Source organism: Streptomyces capoamus, assembly GCF_014654935.1.
GTDB classification, from domain to species: domain Bacteria; phylum Actinomycetota; class Actinomycetes; order Streptomycetales; family Streptomycetaceae; genus Streptomyces; species Streptomyces capoamus.
In genome coordinates this window covers 95,514-107,945 of the sequence record NZ_BNBF01000001.1, presented here as the reverse complement: position 1 = coordinate 107,945, position 12,432 = coordinate 95,514, and the positions used below count along the sequence as shown (strand labels likewise).

13 protein-coding genes are annotated in these 12,432 nt (G+C 74.9%); 3 read left to right on the top strand and 10 right to left on the bottom strand.

Annotation, left to right across the window (positions count from 1 at the left end):
• Window positions 1–128: 128 nt before the first annotated feature.
• The 5 genes from IE312_RS00505 to IE312_RS00485 form a co-directional block, all read right to left on the bottom strand.
• Window positions 129–1,229: a sensor histidine kinase gene (locus IE312_RS00505; RefSeq protein ID WP_189977173.1), complete on the bottom strand. Its 1,101-nt coding sequence runs from the start codon at window positions 1,227–1,229 to the stop codon at window positions 129–131.
• Window positions 1,226–1,879 (bottom strand): response regulator, encoded by a 654-nt coding sequence (locus IE312_RS00500; RefSeq protein WP_189977171.1) that lies wholly within the window; start codon window positions 1,877–1,879, stop codon window positions 1,226–1,228. The genes IE312_RS00505 and IE312_RS00500 overlap by 4 nt, the downstream gene beginning before the upstream one ends.
• Window positions 1,880–1,980: 101 nt before the next feature.
• Window positions 1,981–2,613 (bottom strand): histidine phosphatase family protein, encoded by a 633-nt coding sequence (locus IE312_RS00495; RefSeq protein ID WP_229898803.1) that lies wholly within the window; start codon window positions 2,611–2,613, stop codon window positions 1,981–1,983.
• A 155-nt stretch (window positions 2,614–2,768) separates the two neighbouring features.
• Window positions 2,769–3,269: a GNAT family N-acetyltransferase gene (locus IE312_RS00490; protein WP_189977169.1), complete on the bottom strand. Its 501-nt coding sequence runs from the start codon at window positions 3,267–3,269 to the stop codon at window positions 2,769–2,771.
• 76 nt (window positions 3,270–3,345) lie between these two features.
• A complete protein-coding gene (locus IE312_RS00485) occupies window positions 3,346–3,822 on the bottom strand; it encodes a rhodanese-like domain-containing protein (protein ID WP_189977167.1) in 477 nt (158 codons plus the stop codon).
• 94 nt (window positions 3,823–3,916) lie between these two features.
• Between IE312_RS00485 and IE312_RS00480 the strand changes: the two genes are divergently transcribed.
• On the top strand, window positions 3,917–4,363 hold the full coding sequence (locus IE312_RS00480) for an Lrp/AsnC family transcriptional regulator (protein ID WP_189977165.1): 447 nt from the start codon (window positions 3,917–3,919) through the stop codon (window positions 4,361–4,363).
• 96 nt (window positions 4,364–4,459) lie between these two features.
• On the opposite strand, the gene IE312_RS00475 is transcribed toward IE312_RS00480, so the two are convergent.
• From IE312_RS00475 to IE312_RS00455, 5 genes are all read right to left on the bottom strand, one after another.
• A complete protein-coding gene (locus tag IE312_RS00475; protein WP_189977163.1) occupies window positions 4,460–7,450 on the bottom strand; it encodes an AAA family ATPase in 2,991 nt (996 codons plus the stop codon).
• On the bottom strand, window positions 7,447–8,610 hold the full coding sequence (locus IE312_RS00470) for an exonuclease SbcCD subunit D (RefSeq protein ID WP_189977161.1): 1,164 nt from the start codon (window positions 8,608–8,610) through the stop codon (window positions 7,447–7,449). Before IE312_RS00470 ends, IE312_RS00475 begins: the two co-directional genes overlap by 4 nt.
• Window positions 8,611–8,712: 102 nt before the next feature.
• The gene (locus IE312_RS00465) at window positions 8,713–9,342 is read right to left on the bottom strand and encodes a YigZ family protein (RefSeq protein ID WP_189977159.1); all 630 of its coding nucleotides are present in this window, start codon (window positions 9,340–9,342) and stop codon (window positions 8,713–8,715) included.
• A 95-nt stretch (window positions 9,343–9,437) separates the two neighbouring features.
• Complete coding sequence (locus tag IE312_RS00460) at window positions 9,438–9,974, bottom strand: SixA phosphatase family protein (protein ID WP_189978181.1); 537 nt, start codon at window positions 9,972–9,974, stop codon at window positions 9,438–9,440.
• 94 nt (window positions 9,975–10,068) lie between these two features.
• Entirely contained in the window at window positions 10,069–10,812 is a 744-nt protein-coding gene (locus tag IE312_RS00455; protein WP_189977157.1) for a hypothetical protein, read from the bottom strand.
• 142 nt (window positions 10,813–10,954) lie between these two features.
• On the opposite strand from IE312_RS00455, the gene IE312_RS00450 reads away from it, so the two are divergent.
• Both IE312_RS00450 and IE312_RS38325 read left to right on the top strand, forming a co-directional pair.
• Window positions 10,955–11,362, top strand: coding sequence for a CoA-binding protein (locus IE312_RS00450; protein WP_189977155.1), 408 nt, complete (start codon window positions 10,955–10,957; stop codon window positions 11,360–11,362).
• A gap of 202 nt (window positions 11,363–11,564) precedes the next feature.
• Window positions 11,565–12,432: APC family permease (locus tag IE312_RS38325; protein ID WP_229898802.1), on the top strand; the 868-nt coding region annotated here is incomplete at its 3' end.

Here is a 12,432-nt window from a genome sequence, read left to right as displayed (position 1 = left end):
GGCAGAACGCCGTGCTGCGCGGTCCCCGGCACCTGGAGGTCGCCTTCGACGGGCTGCGCTGAGCGCGTCGCCCGCGCGGGGCACCGGCGTCACCGGCGTGCACGCGGCCGGCCCCGGTGCCGGACGGCTCACCCCGCAAGGTTCGCCGGCAGCACCACGCAGACCTCGTACCCGCCGTCGCCGGTCGGGCCCGAGGTCATGGTGCCGCCGAGGAGTTCGGCGCGCTGACGCAGACCGATCAGGCCGTGGTGCGCGCCGGGCAGCGGCAGGGGCGGCTGGGTCGGCGCGGTGTTGGTGACCCTGACCCGGACGGAACCGTCGGCGTGCAGCAGGTCGATGCACGCGGTGGCGCCCGGCGCGTGCTTGCGGGTGTTGGTCAGCGCCTCCTGGACGGTGCGGTACACCGCGCGCTGGACGGTGGCCGGGAGACCCTCGGGCAGGTCCATGCTCAGCCGGGTCTCGATGCCGCAGTTGTCGGCCAGCCGCCGGATGTCGGCCAGTGCCGGCTGCGGGGTCAGTTCGGTCGGGTGGCCGCCGGAGGCACGCAGGACGCCGACCATGTGGCGCAGCTCGTCCAGCGTCTGCACGCTCAGCCGCCGGATCGTCGCCGCAGCGTCCTTGGTGTCGGCGTCACGCGCGCCGACCTGGAGCGCGCCGGCCCGCACGGCGATCAGACTGACCTGGTGGGAGACGACATCGTGCATCTCCCGCGCCAGCTGGGCGCGCTCCTTGGCCAGGACCGCCTGGGCCGTCAGCAGCTGCTGGTGGTCCCGGGCCTCCGAGATCTCGGTCAGTCGCAGCGACAGGTCGTGCCGGGTCCGCACGAGCTGGCCGAGGAAGACGGCGGCGGCCGCCGTGGCGGCGCTGTAGCCGAACGCGATCAGCTTCCGGGTGTCGGTCAGGTCCAGCTCCGGCGCCGGCAGGGACATGGTGTCGCAGCACGCGAAGGCCAGGGCGCACAGCAGCAGCAGTGTTCTGGGGCGGCTGAGCGAGGCGAGGGTGTAGAGCGCGGCCAGACAGGCGACGACCGCGTCGGAGAGCAGGACGGCCGGGAGGGTGAGGAGGAAGGTGAGCAGCGGCTGCCGCCGACGCAGCACCAGGACGACGGCGGCACCGAGACCGCAGGCCATCCGCAGCGGCTCGTCGATGTCCCAGTGGGCCCACACGTCGAGCAGGGCCATGGCCACCGCCGCGCCGTCCAGCAGCAGCGGTGGCGGGCGGCGGGTCATCCGGCCCCCTCCGTGAGGAGCCCGGCCCGCTGGGCGAAGAGGGCCGCCTGGACCCTGCCGCTGACCTCCAGCTTGGTGAGGATGGCGCTGACGTGGTCCTTGACCGTGCCGGTGCTCAGGTGCATCCGGGTGGCGATGTCGGCGTTCGACAGGCCCTCGGCGATGAGGACGAGCACCTCGCGCTCCCGGCCGGTCAGCCGTTGCAGGGCCTTGGACGAGCGCTCCTGCGGTCCGGCGCTCAGGTAGCCGTCCACCACCGTCCGGGTGACCTTGGGCGAGAGCACGGTGCCGCCGCGGGCCAGGCTCTGCACCGCGGGCGGCAGCGCCTCCGGGTCGGTGTCCTTCAGCAGGAACCCGGCGGCGCCCGAGCGCAGTGCCGTCTCCACGTACTCGTCCATGTCGAACGTGGTCAGCATGGCCACCACGGGCGGATCCGGGAGCCGGCGGATGTCACCGAGGACGGTGAGCCCGTCCACGTCCGGCATGCGGATGTCCAGCAGCACGACGTCGGGGTGCTGCTCGCGCACCGTCCGCAGGGCCTCGGCGCCGGACACCGCGCCGACCACCTCGATGCCGTCGGCGGCGGCGAGGATGCGCTGGAAACCCGTGCGGATCAGGGCTTCGTCGTCGACCACCAGTACCCGGATCACGTGCGCTCCAGCCTCGACGGAACCACTGTCCGATTCGTACCACGCCCGGGGCCGCCTCGCCGCCGGACACGGGGCCGTGGGGCCCGGGCCGGGGCGCGCGGTCAGGGCCGGCCGGTGAGGCACGGGTGCCGGCGCGTGACCGGCACGGCCGGCGCCGCGACGAGCGCGGAGCCGTCGGCCGCGCCCCTGTGCCGCGGGGCGGCCGGCGCGGCGGGCCGGGCGCTCCACCGGCCGTCGCGCAGCGTCAGCGTGAGCGCGGACGGCACGTCCAGGTACCGGAACGAGCGGACGGGCAGGGACAGGGCGTGCACCAGCGCGGCCCTGACGACGGATTCCTCGACGACCGCCAGGACGGCTCCCGTCCCGGCGGGCAGTGCCCCCAGCCAGTCGGCCGTCCGGCGGCAGAGCCGGCGCACGGTCTCGCCCCCGTGCGGTGCGGCGTCCGGATCCGTCAGCCAGACGGACAGGCCGTACGGGTCCTCGGCCGCGACATCGGCGAGCGTGCGGCCCTCCCACGCACCGTGGTCCAGGCCGCGCAGGGCGTGCTCGGGCGTGGCGTCGACCCCGAGGGCCCGCGCGGTCCGGGCGCAGCGGGCGGAGGGGCCCCTGAGCGCCACGGCGTACGGCGGCAAGGCCACTGTCACCGGCGTGCCCGGGGAACCGTAGTCCCCGAAGAGCCGGTCCTGGCCGCCGTCCGCGGCGGACGCGCACAGCATCGTCAGTCGCACCGTCACCGTCCGACCTCCTTCTGCGATCGGGAGTGCCGCTCCGCCGGGGCGGAGCGCATCCCCTCGGACTCCACATTCCAGGAAGGCGGCCCCGTCAACCTCCAGCAGGTGGCCGGACCACCCCCGCCGGTCGGCGGTATCTGCGCGCGGGATCCGGCCGGCTAGGACAGGAGCACCAGGTCGCACTGGTACCAGGTTCCGGGCTTCCCGCCGAGGTCGGCCGGGTCGGCCGGTCCGATCGGGATGAACCCCGCCTTGGTCAGCACCCTGTGGGCCGCGGCGTTCTGGTGGGTGGTGGCCGCCCGCAGGGTGCGCAGTCCGTACCGCTGTGCCGCCAGCCGGCACAGCTCGCGGACCGTCTCGGTGGCCAGACCGCGGCCGGCGACGTGCTCGGCGATCCGGTAGCCGAGTTGCGCGGTGCGGTTGCCGATGTCGATCAGGTCGAACCTGCCGAGCACCGTGCCGTCCTCGGCGACGAGCAGGTGGCAGGCGCAGGTGCCGGCCTCCTGCTCGGCCAGCAGGGCGTCGTAGCGGTCGGTGAACCGTTCGAAGTACTCGTCGCCCCGGTCGGAGACGAAGGCGGCGAAGTAGGCGCGGTTCGTCAGCTCGAAGGCCAGGACCGCGGGGGCGTGGCTGGCGTGCAGCCGCTTCAGCTCGGGCACTGCCCGACTCTACCCGCACCGGGCCCCGGGACCGTGTGTTCCCGCGACCGTGTGCCGCGCCGCCCGGGACGTCGCGTCAGCAGCCGCAGTCGCCGTCGACGGGCGCCGTCAGCGGGTCGGGGTCCCGGCGGGCCGGGCCCCGCCCGGTCTCGTAGGCGAACCCCTCGCGCGCCCAGTACTCGAAGCCGCCGAGCATCTCCTTGACCCGGTAGCCGCGTTCGGCGAGGGCGAGCGCGGCGCGGGTGGCGCCGTTGCAGCCGGGGCCCCAGCAGTACGTGACCACCGGCACGTCCTTGTCGAGGAGCCGTCCGGCCCGCTCGGGGACGAGGGCGGTCGGCAGGTGGACCGCGCCGGGGAGGTGGCCCTGGTCGAACGACAGGGCGGAGCGGGAGTCCACGAGGACGAACCCGGGGTCGCCGTCGGCCGCGAGCGCGGCGGCGACGTCGGAGACGTCGGCGTGGAAGGCGAGGCTCGCGCGGAACCAGGCGGCGGCCTCGGTGGGAGCGGCGGGTGCGACGCGCAGGACGGGGTTCGCGGAAGCGGTATCGGTCATGACGGGAAATCTATGGTCCGCCGTCCGCCGCTTGAAGGGACGTTCCGCGGCCCTTCCCTTGCCCGGCCGGGGATGTCCCTGCTATCCATCCGGGATGACCGTGTATTCCCCGGACGCCACCGACTGGCGCATCCTCGAAGTCCTCCAGCGCGACGGACGGGCCAGCTACGCCGAGCTGGCCCGCGCCGTGTCGATGTCCCTGAGCGCCGTCACCGAGCGGGTCCGGCGGCTGGAGGAGGCCGGCGTGATCCAGGGGTACGCGGCGGTGGTCGCTCCCGAGCGGCTGGGTCTGCCCATCCTGGCGTTCGTACGGCTGCGCTACCCGAACGGCAACTACAAGCCCTTCCACGACCTGGTCGCGGCGACGCCCGAGATCCTGGAGGCGCACCACGTGACGGGCGACGACTGCTTCGTGATCAAGGTCACCGCGCGGTCGATGTCCCACCTGGAGGAGATATCCGGGAGGATCGGCGCGCTCGGCTCGGTGACCACCAGCGTGGTGTACTCCTCCCCCCTGACCCGCCGCCCCCTGGGCCGCTAGACCGCCCCGCTGGAGTCAGGGGCCTCCAGACGGGCGAGGGGAAAGACGGCTTCCCTGGAGGTGGACCCTGCAGATCTGGCGCAGCGACTGACCCCGTCACACCCCCCGCTGCCGCAGCGTGGAGCCGCCTCGGCCCTTCACCACCTCCAGCTGGGCGTGGATGCGGCGGCGCAGGTCGGGGACGTGGCTGACGATGCCGACGCTGCGGTCGCGTTCGCGGAGGGAGTCGAGGACGTCGAGGACCTCGTCGAGGGTCTGGTCGTCGAGGCTGCCGAAGCCCTCGTCGATGAAGAGGGTGTCCAGGCGGACGCCGCCAGCCTCGTCGGTGACGACGTCGGCGAGGCCGAGGGCGAGCGCGAGGGAGGCGAAGAAGGTCTCGCCGCCGGAGAGGGTCGCGGTGTCCCGCTCCCGTCCGGTCCAGGCGTCCACCACGTGCAGCCCGAGCCCGCTCCTGCCGCGCCCGGTGCGGTCGTCGGAGTGGACGAGGGTGTAGCGGCCGGACGACATGCGCTGCAGGCGTACGGTCGCGGCGGCGGCGACCTGTTCCAGCCGGGCCGCGAGCACGTACGACTCCAGGCGCATCCGGCGTTCGTTGTCGGCGGAGGTGCCCGCGGTGAGGGAGGCGAGCCGGGCCACCCGGTCGTACTGCTCGCGCAGCGGGCCCAGTCGGCGCACGGCCTCGGCGGCGCGGGCGGAGAGGCGGTCCAGCTCGGTGCAGCAGCGGGCCGCGGCGTCGCGCGCGGAGGCGGCCTCGCGCAGCCGCCGTTCGGCGCCGGCCGCCGTGCGCTCGGCCGTCGCCGGGTCGGCGGGCGGCTGCTGGGCGGCGGCCGCGGTGCCGGGCTCGGCGAGGACGGCACGGACGGCGGCCTCCTCCTGCTGCCAGGCGTCCAGGCGGTGCTGCAGCTCGCGGTGGGCGGCCGGGTCCAGCAGGGCCTCGGCGGCGGCCTGCGGGGTGTCGAAGCCGGCCCGGTAGGCGGCGTCGGCGAGCCGGGCGTCGGCGTCCTTCAGCCGCTGGGCGGCGTCCTCGGCGGCGCGCACGGCGTCGGCGGCTTCGGTCAGCCGTGCCGCCTGCCGCTCCAGCTGCGCCGCCCGCGCGGCCACGCTGTCCTCCGCGCCCCGGGCCTGCGCCAACTCGGCTTCCAGCAGGGTCTGTTCACGCTCAAGGGTGTCCCGTCGGGCGAGCCGGGAGGCGGCCCGCAGGGCGGCCTGCTGACGGTCGGCGAGGCGCTGCTCGCGCTCCTGCCCGGCGCGCCGCAGTTCCTCCTGGGCGGCGTGCAGGGCGGAGGCCTCGCGGCGGGCACGGGTGTACTCCTGCTCGAGTGCGCCGGCCTCGGCGGCGAGCCGGTCGACGGGCGTGTCGCCGGCTTCGGCGGTGGCCGCGGCCAGGGCCTCGCGGATCTCGCCGAGACGCCGTCCGTCCTCGGTGTGCTGCTCCTCGGCCCGCTGGTACGCGGCGAGGGCGCGGTCCTCGGTGTCGCGGTCGACGTGTCCGGCGACCTTGCGGGCCGGGGCGGGGTGGGCGGTGGCTCCGCAGACCGCGCAGGGCCGACCGTCCGTGAGGTGGGCGGCCAGCTCGGCGGCGATGCCGTTCAGCCGCTGTTCCTTCAGGTCCAGCCAGTGGGTGCGGGCGTCGAGGGCGCGCTGCTCGGAGTCCTGCGCGCGCCGCCGGGCCTGCGCGAGGTCGGCGGCGAGCCGGTCGCGGGTGCGGGCCGCCTCCAGCCGGCGCTGCGCGGGGGCGCGCTGGACGGCGAGCTGTTCGGCGCGGGTGGCGGCCTCCTGGGCGGAGTCGACGCGGGCCTGGAGGGCCGCGCGGGTGGTCTCCCAGTCGGCGAGCCAGGCGTCGGCCTCGCGCAGGACGTCGTCGTCGGCCCGCTCCTGCCGGTCGAGTCCGGCGCGCTCCCCGGCGAGTTCGGCGAGCCGCCGTTCGGCGCGCCGCGCCGCGTCCAGGCCGCCCAGTTCCTCGGCGGCCCGGCGGGCGGCGGCGGCGAGTCCGCTCGCGCCGGCGCCGGCGTGGGAGCCGGGGAGCTGTGCGCGGGCCCGCGCCTCGGCCGCCGCGGCCCGGCGGTGTTCCGTCTCGGCGGCCTCCCGCAGCTCCAGCGCGGGCGCGACGGCTTCCGCCTTGCGGGCCCGCTCCATGCGCTCCTGTGCCTCGCGGTGGGCACCGGCCTGTTCCTGGAGGCGCTCGGCACGGCTCCGGGCCTCGGCGAACCGGTGCTGGAGCCGGGCGAGTTCGCGTGTCTCCTCCAGGGCGTGCCGGGCCGCGGCGTGGGCGGACTCGGCGGCGGAGAGCCGGCACCGGGCCACGGCCAGGCGTTCCCGGGCGGTGCTGCGGGCGACGGCGGCGGCGCCGAGGACGGCCTCGGCCAGGCCCGGGTCGCCCGGGGCCAGCTCGGGCAGCTCCATGGCGTCGCCGGCCTCCTGCTGCATGCGGTGGGCGTCGGCGAGCAGGGCGGTGTCGCCCTCGCGCACGCGGGCCTCGGTGGCGCGGCGGCGTTCGGCGAGGCGCTTCTCGACATCGGTGAAGCGCTGGGTGTCGAAGAGGCGGCCCAGGAGTCTGGCGCGGGCCTCGGCGTCGGCGCGCAGGAAGCGGGCGAAGTCGCCCTGGGGCAGGAGCACGACCTGGCAGAACTGTTCGCGGCTCATGCCGAGCAGCTGCTCGATCTCGGTGCCGGTCTCCTGGTGGGAGCGGCTGAGGTCCTTCCAGGCCCGGGCCTGGGTGTCGTACTCGCGCAGCCAGGTCTGGGCCTTGTCGACCGTCATGCCCTTGCCGCGCAGCTTGCGCCGCTCCCACGGGGGCCGGCGGGTGACCTCCAGCCGGCGTCCGGCGACGGTGAGTTCGAGGCGGACCTCGGTGCGGGTGGCGGGCTGGGCGTGGTCACTGCGCAGGTGGGTTCCCTGGCCGCTCTGCCGGGCGCCGGGGACGGAGCCGTAGAGGGCGTAGCAGACGGCGTCCAGGACGGAGGTCTTGCCGGCGCCGGTGGGGCCGTGCAGCAGGAACAGTCCGGCGGTGGACAGGGCGTCGAAGTCGACGCTCTGGGCACCGCCGAAGGGCCCGAAGGCGGTGATGTCGAGCCGGTGCAGCCTCACCGGGCCACCTCCCGTACGGCGTGGTCGGCGCGTACGGCGTCGAACGCCTCACGGAGTACGGCCGCCTCCTCCACGTCCGGTCCGGTGCCGCGCACGTGGGCGACGAAGTCCTGGGCGATCTGCTGGTCGCTGCGGCCCGCGAGACGCCGGGCGTACGACACCCTCGGGTCGTCCTCGGCCCGTTCGGGGGCGAAGACCAGGCTGAGGGTTTGCGGGAAGCGCTCGGTGAGCCGGGCCATGGGGTCGGACGGGCGGACGGGGTCGGTGAGGGTGGCCTCGACCCAGGCGTCCTCGTGGGGGGTGAGCGCCGGGTCGGCGAGGAGGTCGTCCAGGGTGCCGCCGATCCGGGCGAGCGGGCGGGGCACCGGGCAGTCGACGCGCTCGGCGGTGACCGCGCCGTCCGCGTCCAGGTCGACCAGCCACATGCTCTTGCGGTGGCCGGCCTCGGAGAAGGAGTAGGCCAGGGGCGAGCCGGAGTAGCGCACGCGCTCGGTGAGGGTCTGGCAGCCGTGCAGGTGCCCGAGCGCCACGTAGTCGACGCCGTCGAAGACGCCGGCCGGTACGGCGGCGACCCCGCCGACGGTGATGTCCCGCTCGCTGTCGCTGGCCTGGCCGCCGGTGACGAAGGCGTGGGCGAGGACGACGGAGCGCGTACCCGGCGCGCGTGCGGCGAGGTCGGCGCGGACGCGGTCCATGGCGGCGCCGAGGACGGCCTCGTGGCCGGCCTTGTCGACGCCGAACTCGTCCTTCACCAGGGCTGGTTCGAGGTACGGCAAGCCGTAGAAGGCGACGTCCCCGTGGGCGTCCGGGAGCACGACCGGGGTGCCGGCGGCGGACGGTTCGGTGCGCAGGTGGACGCCCGCCCGGCCGATGAGTCCGGCGCCGACGCCCAGGCGGCGGGCCGAGTCGTGGTTGCCGGAGATCATCACCGTGGGCACACCGAGGTCCGCGAGGCGGTGCAGCGCGTCGTCGAACAGCTCGACCGCGGCGAGCGGCGGGACCGCGCGGTCGTACACGTCCCCCGACACGACCACCGCGTCCACCTCGCGCTCACGCACGGTGTCGACGAGGTGACCGATGAACCCGGCCTGGGCCCCGAGCAGGTTCACCCGGTGGAAGGCCCGGCCGAGGTGCCAGTCCGACGTGTGCAGCAGTCTCATGGGCCCCGAGACTAACGGCCGGGTCTGACATCACGGGCGGTTGCTCCCGTATCGCCGCCATCACCCGCCCAAGTCCGGCCTGTTATGTCCGGTTAGCGGCAATTATCGGGCGTCTCCGTAGGCTTCGCCGCCGAGTTCGAGGCCGGCCGTGCCCGCCGTCACATCGGCGAGCCAGGCACGGAAGGCGTCCACCTCGGCGTCCGGCAGGCCGATCTCCAGGGTGACGGCCTCGCCGTAGCGGACGTCCCGGACCTCGCGTCCGGTGGCGCGCAGGTCGTTCTGGACCTTGCCCGCGCGCTGGTGGTCGACGGTGACCGTGGCCAGCCGGAAGCGGCGCCGGGTGAGCGTGCCGAGCGCGTCCAGGGCCTCGCCGACCGAGCCGCCGTAGGCGCGGATCAGCCCGCCGGCGCCGAGCTTGACACCGCCGTAGTAGCGGGTGACGACGGCCACCACGTACCGCATGTCGCGGCGCAGCAGCATCTGGAGCATGGGCACGCCGGCGGTGCCGCCCGGTTCGCCGTCGTCGCTGGCCTTCTGCACGGAGGCGTCGGCGCCGATGACGTACGCCCAGCAGTTGTGGGTGGCGTCGGCGTGCTCCTTGCGCACGGCGGCGACGAACTCCTGGGCCTCCTGCTCGGTGGCGGCCGGGGCGAGGGCGCACAGGAAGCGGGAGCGGTTGATCTCGGTCTCGTGCACGCCCGCGCGGGCCACTGTGCGGTACTCGTCCTGCATCCCGCCAGCCTAATCCGTGGCCGGGGACGCCCTACGGAGCACAGGCGCCGCACGGACGGTCCTCGGACGCCGTGCGCCGGGCCCCCCGGCCCGCTTCACTTCTTCCCGCGCGGGACCGTGAACGAGGTGAGCAGGGCGCCGCCGGGGCCGAGGTCCGGCCAGCCGGTGCCGTGCCAGGCGAATACGGCGAACGCAGCGGTCGGGAACTTCGCGCGCACCCGGTCCAGCGTGTCGTCGAGACCGTCCCCGGCCAGCGTCCGCACCAGGTCTTCCACCCCGGGGTTGTGCGCGACCAGCAGCAGCGTGCGCACCTGCGCCGGCACCTCGCGCACCACCTCCAGCAGCTCCGCCGCGCCGGCCGCGTACAGCCGCCGGTCGAGGCGCACCGGCGGCGGGGTGGCCCACTCCCCGGAGACCAGCTCCCAGGTACGGCGGGCCCGTACGGCGGTGGAGCACAGCGCGAGGTCGGGCAGCGTACCGGCGGCGAGGGCCCGCCCGGCGGCCGGCGCGTCCCGCAGGCCACGCGGCGCGAGCGGCCTGCGGTGGTCCTCGACCCCCTCGGGCCAGGCGGACTTGGCGTGCCGCAGCACCACCAGCCGGCGCAGCAACTCGCCACGGCCCGGCCGGCTCACAGCGCGCTCCCGCACACCGGACACCCCGTCCCCCTCGACCTCGCCCTCGACCTCGCCCTCGTCCCGGACACCGGGCGGCTCCCCGCGCACCCGCTCATACCGGCCCCCCGACGTCCCGGGCCAGATCCAGGGCCAGCAGCCGGTCCGCGTAGACGAACGTCTCGAACCGGGCGCCGTCCGGGAGACCGGCCGCGCTCTCCACGTCGCCCAGGACGCCGAGCACCGCGGGCAGGTCCAGGTCGTCCTCCCAGGCGGCGCGCAGCCGTTCCCGTACCTCACCGGGGACCGGCCGCGAGGGCCGCCGCGCCCAGCCGGCGACGGCCCGCCGCCACCGGGCCAGACGGCGGGCGGCGTCCTCCAGCACCGCCGGGTCCAGCCGCACGGGCCGGTCCCGCGCGACGGCGAGCAGGGCGAGCCGGAGGGCGGAGGGGTCGGAGAGCAAGGCCGGGAGCGGGGCGGGACGGACGGGGTCGGCCGTCACGGCTTCCACCCGGACCACCGGCCCCTCCCCCAGTGCGCTCTCGCTGCCCCGTTCCGCCACGTGGACGGCCTGGGACTCGCCGAGGCCCGAGGCGAGGTCGCGGGCGTCCTCGAAGGGACGGATGGCCAGGCGCGTCGCGGCGGTGCGCAGCTCGGGATGGTCGCGGGGGGAGGTGAGGATCGTCCAGACGGGGGTGCCGCCCAGTTCCAGCGCGCGGACCAGCAGGTCGGCGGTGAGCAGCACCCGCAGGGCCGTCGGGTCGAGCCGCCGGGCGTGGGCCTGGACGCGGGTCAGGCCGCGGCGGGCGGGCGCGGCGGGGACGGGTTCACCGGTTCGGGCGTCGAGGATGCGCAGCACGGGCCGAGCGTAGGCGGACACGCGGCCGTGTGCAGCGACTCGCGCCGATTGCGGACCGCGTGCCGGAGCACGCCGGGAATCCCCACCCGGCGGGACGCTGTTGCCCGGACACACAGTTCCCCGCAGCCCGAGGAGGCGGCCGATGTACGGCGACGAGGCGACGATCCGCAGGATCCTGACCGAGCTGGGCGACACCTGGGCGGTGGTCGGCCTGTCCTCGAACCGGCACCGGGCCGCCTGGGGCGTGGCCCGGACGCTGCAGCGGTTCGGCAAGCGGATCGTGCCGGTGCACCCCAAGGCCGAGACGGTGCACGGCGAGCAGGGCTACGCCAGCCTCGCGGACGTCCCCTTCGACGTGGACGTGGTCGACGTGTTCGTCAACAGCGAGCTGGCCGGCCCGGTCGCGGACGAGGCCGTGGCGAAGGGCGCGCGGGCGGTCTGGTTCCAGCTGGGTGTCGTCGACGACGCCGCGTACGCCCGGACCCGGGCGGCGGGCCTGGAGATGGTCATGGACCGGTGCCCGGCGATCGAAATTCCCCGCCTCGGCTAGCCTGTCTCACCTTCTTCTCACAATTCTCCGATGAATATTGACATTCGGTCCATGCTCTGACCTGTGCGAAGGCTGAGCCCAAGACACCGGAGATCCCGGGTCAAAACTTGGTTAACAGTCTTCTGCCGGGATGGAATACGTCCCTAATCTGTGGCCTCCTTGCTCGTTAATCCTGCGTTTACGATCTGAGAGGCCACTTGACATGGCGAAAGTCGACCATGCCACGCCGATAGCCACGACGGAGTCCGGCGGCCTGCGCCGGGACGTCGGGCTCATCGGCCTGATGTGGGCCTCGGTGGGCTCCATCATCGGGTCCGGCTGGCTCTTCGGCGCCGAGAAGGCGGTCGTGGCCGCCGGCCCCGCGGCGATCATCTCGTGGATGATCGGCGCGGTGGCCATCGTGCTGCTCGCCCTGGTGCACGCCGAACTCGGCGGCATGTTCCCGGTCGCGGGCGGCACCGCGCGCTACCCGCACTACGCCTTCGGCGGCCTGGCCGGCATGTCCTTCGGCTGGTTCTCCTGGCTGCAGGCGGCCACGGTGGCCCCGATCGAGGTCGAGGCCATGATCGGCTACGCCAAGCACTGGCAGTGGGCCGCCGGCCTCCAGCACGCCGACGGCACGCTGAGCGCGAGCGGCTTCGCCGTGGCCGTGGTCCTCATGGCGCTCTTCGTCGGCGTCAACTTCTTCGGCGTCCGTGCCCTGGCCCACACCAACAGCGCCGCCACCTGGTGGAAGATCGCCGTCCCGCTCGCGGCGATCTTCGTCATCGCGATCGGCAACTTCCACCCCGGCAACTTCACCTCCGAGGGCTTCGCGCCGTTCGGCGCCAAGGGCGTGCTGAGCGCCATCAGCGACAGCGGCATCATCTTCGCGCTGCTGGGCTTCGAGCAGGCGATCCAGCTGGCCGGCGAGAGCCGCAACCCGCAGCGCGACCTGCCGCGCGCGACGCTGGGCTCGGTCGCGATCGGCGCCGTGATCTACCTCCTGCTCCAGGTCGTCTTCATCGCCGCCCTGCCGCACGCCTCCTTCGCGCACGGCTGGGCGCACCTGAACTTCCCCGGCATCAGCG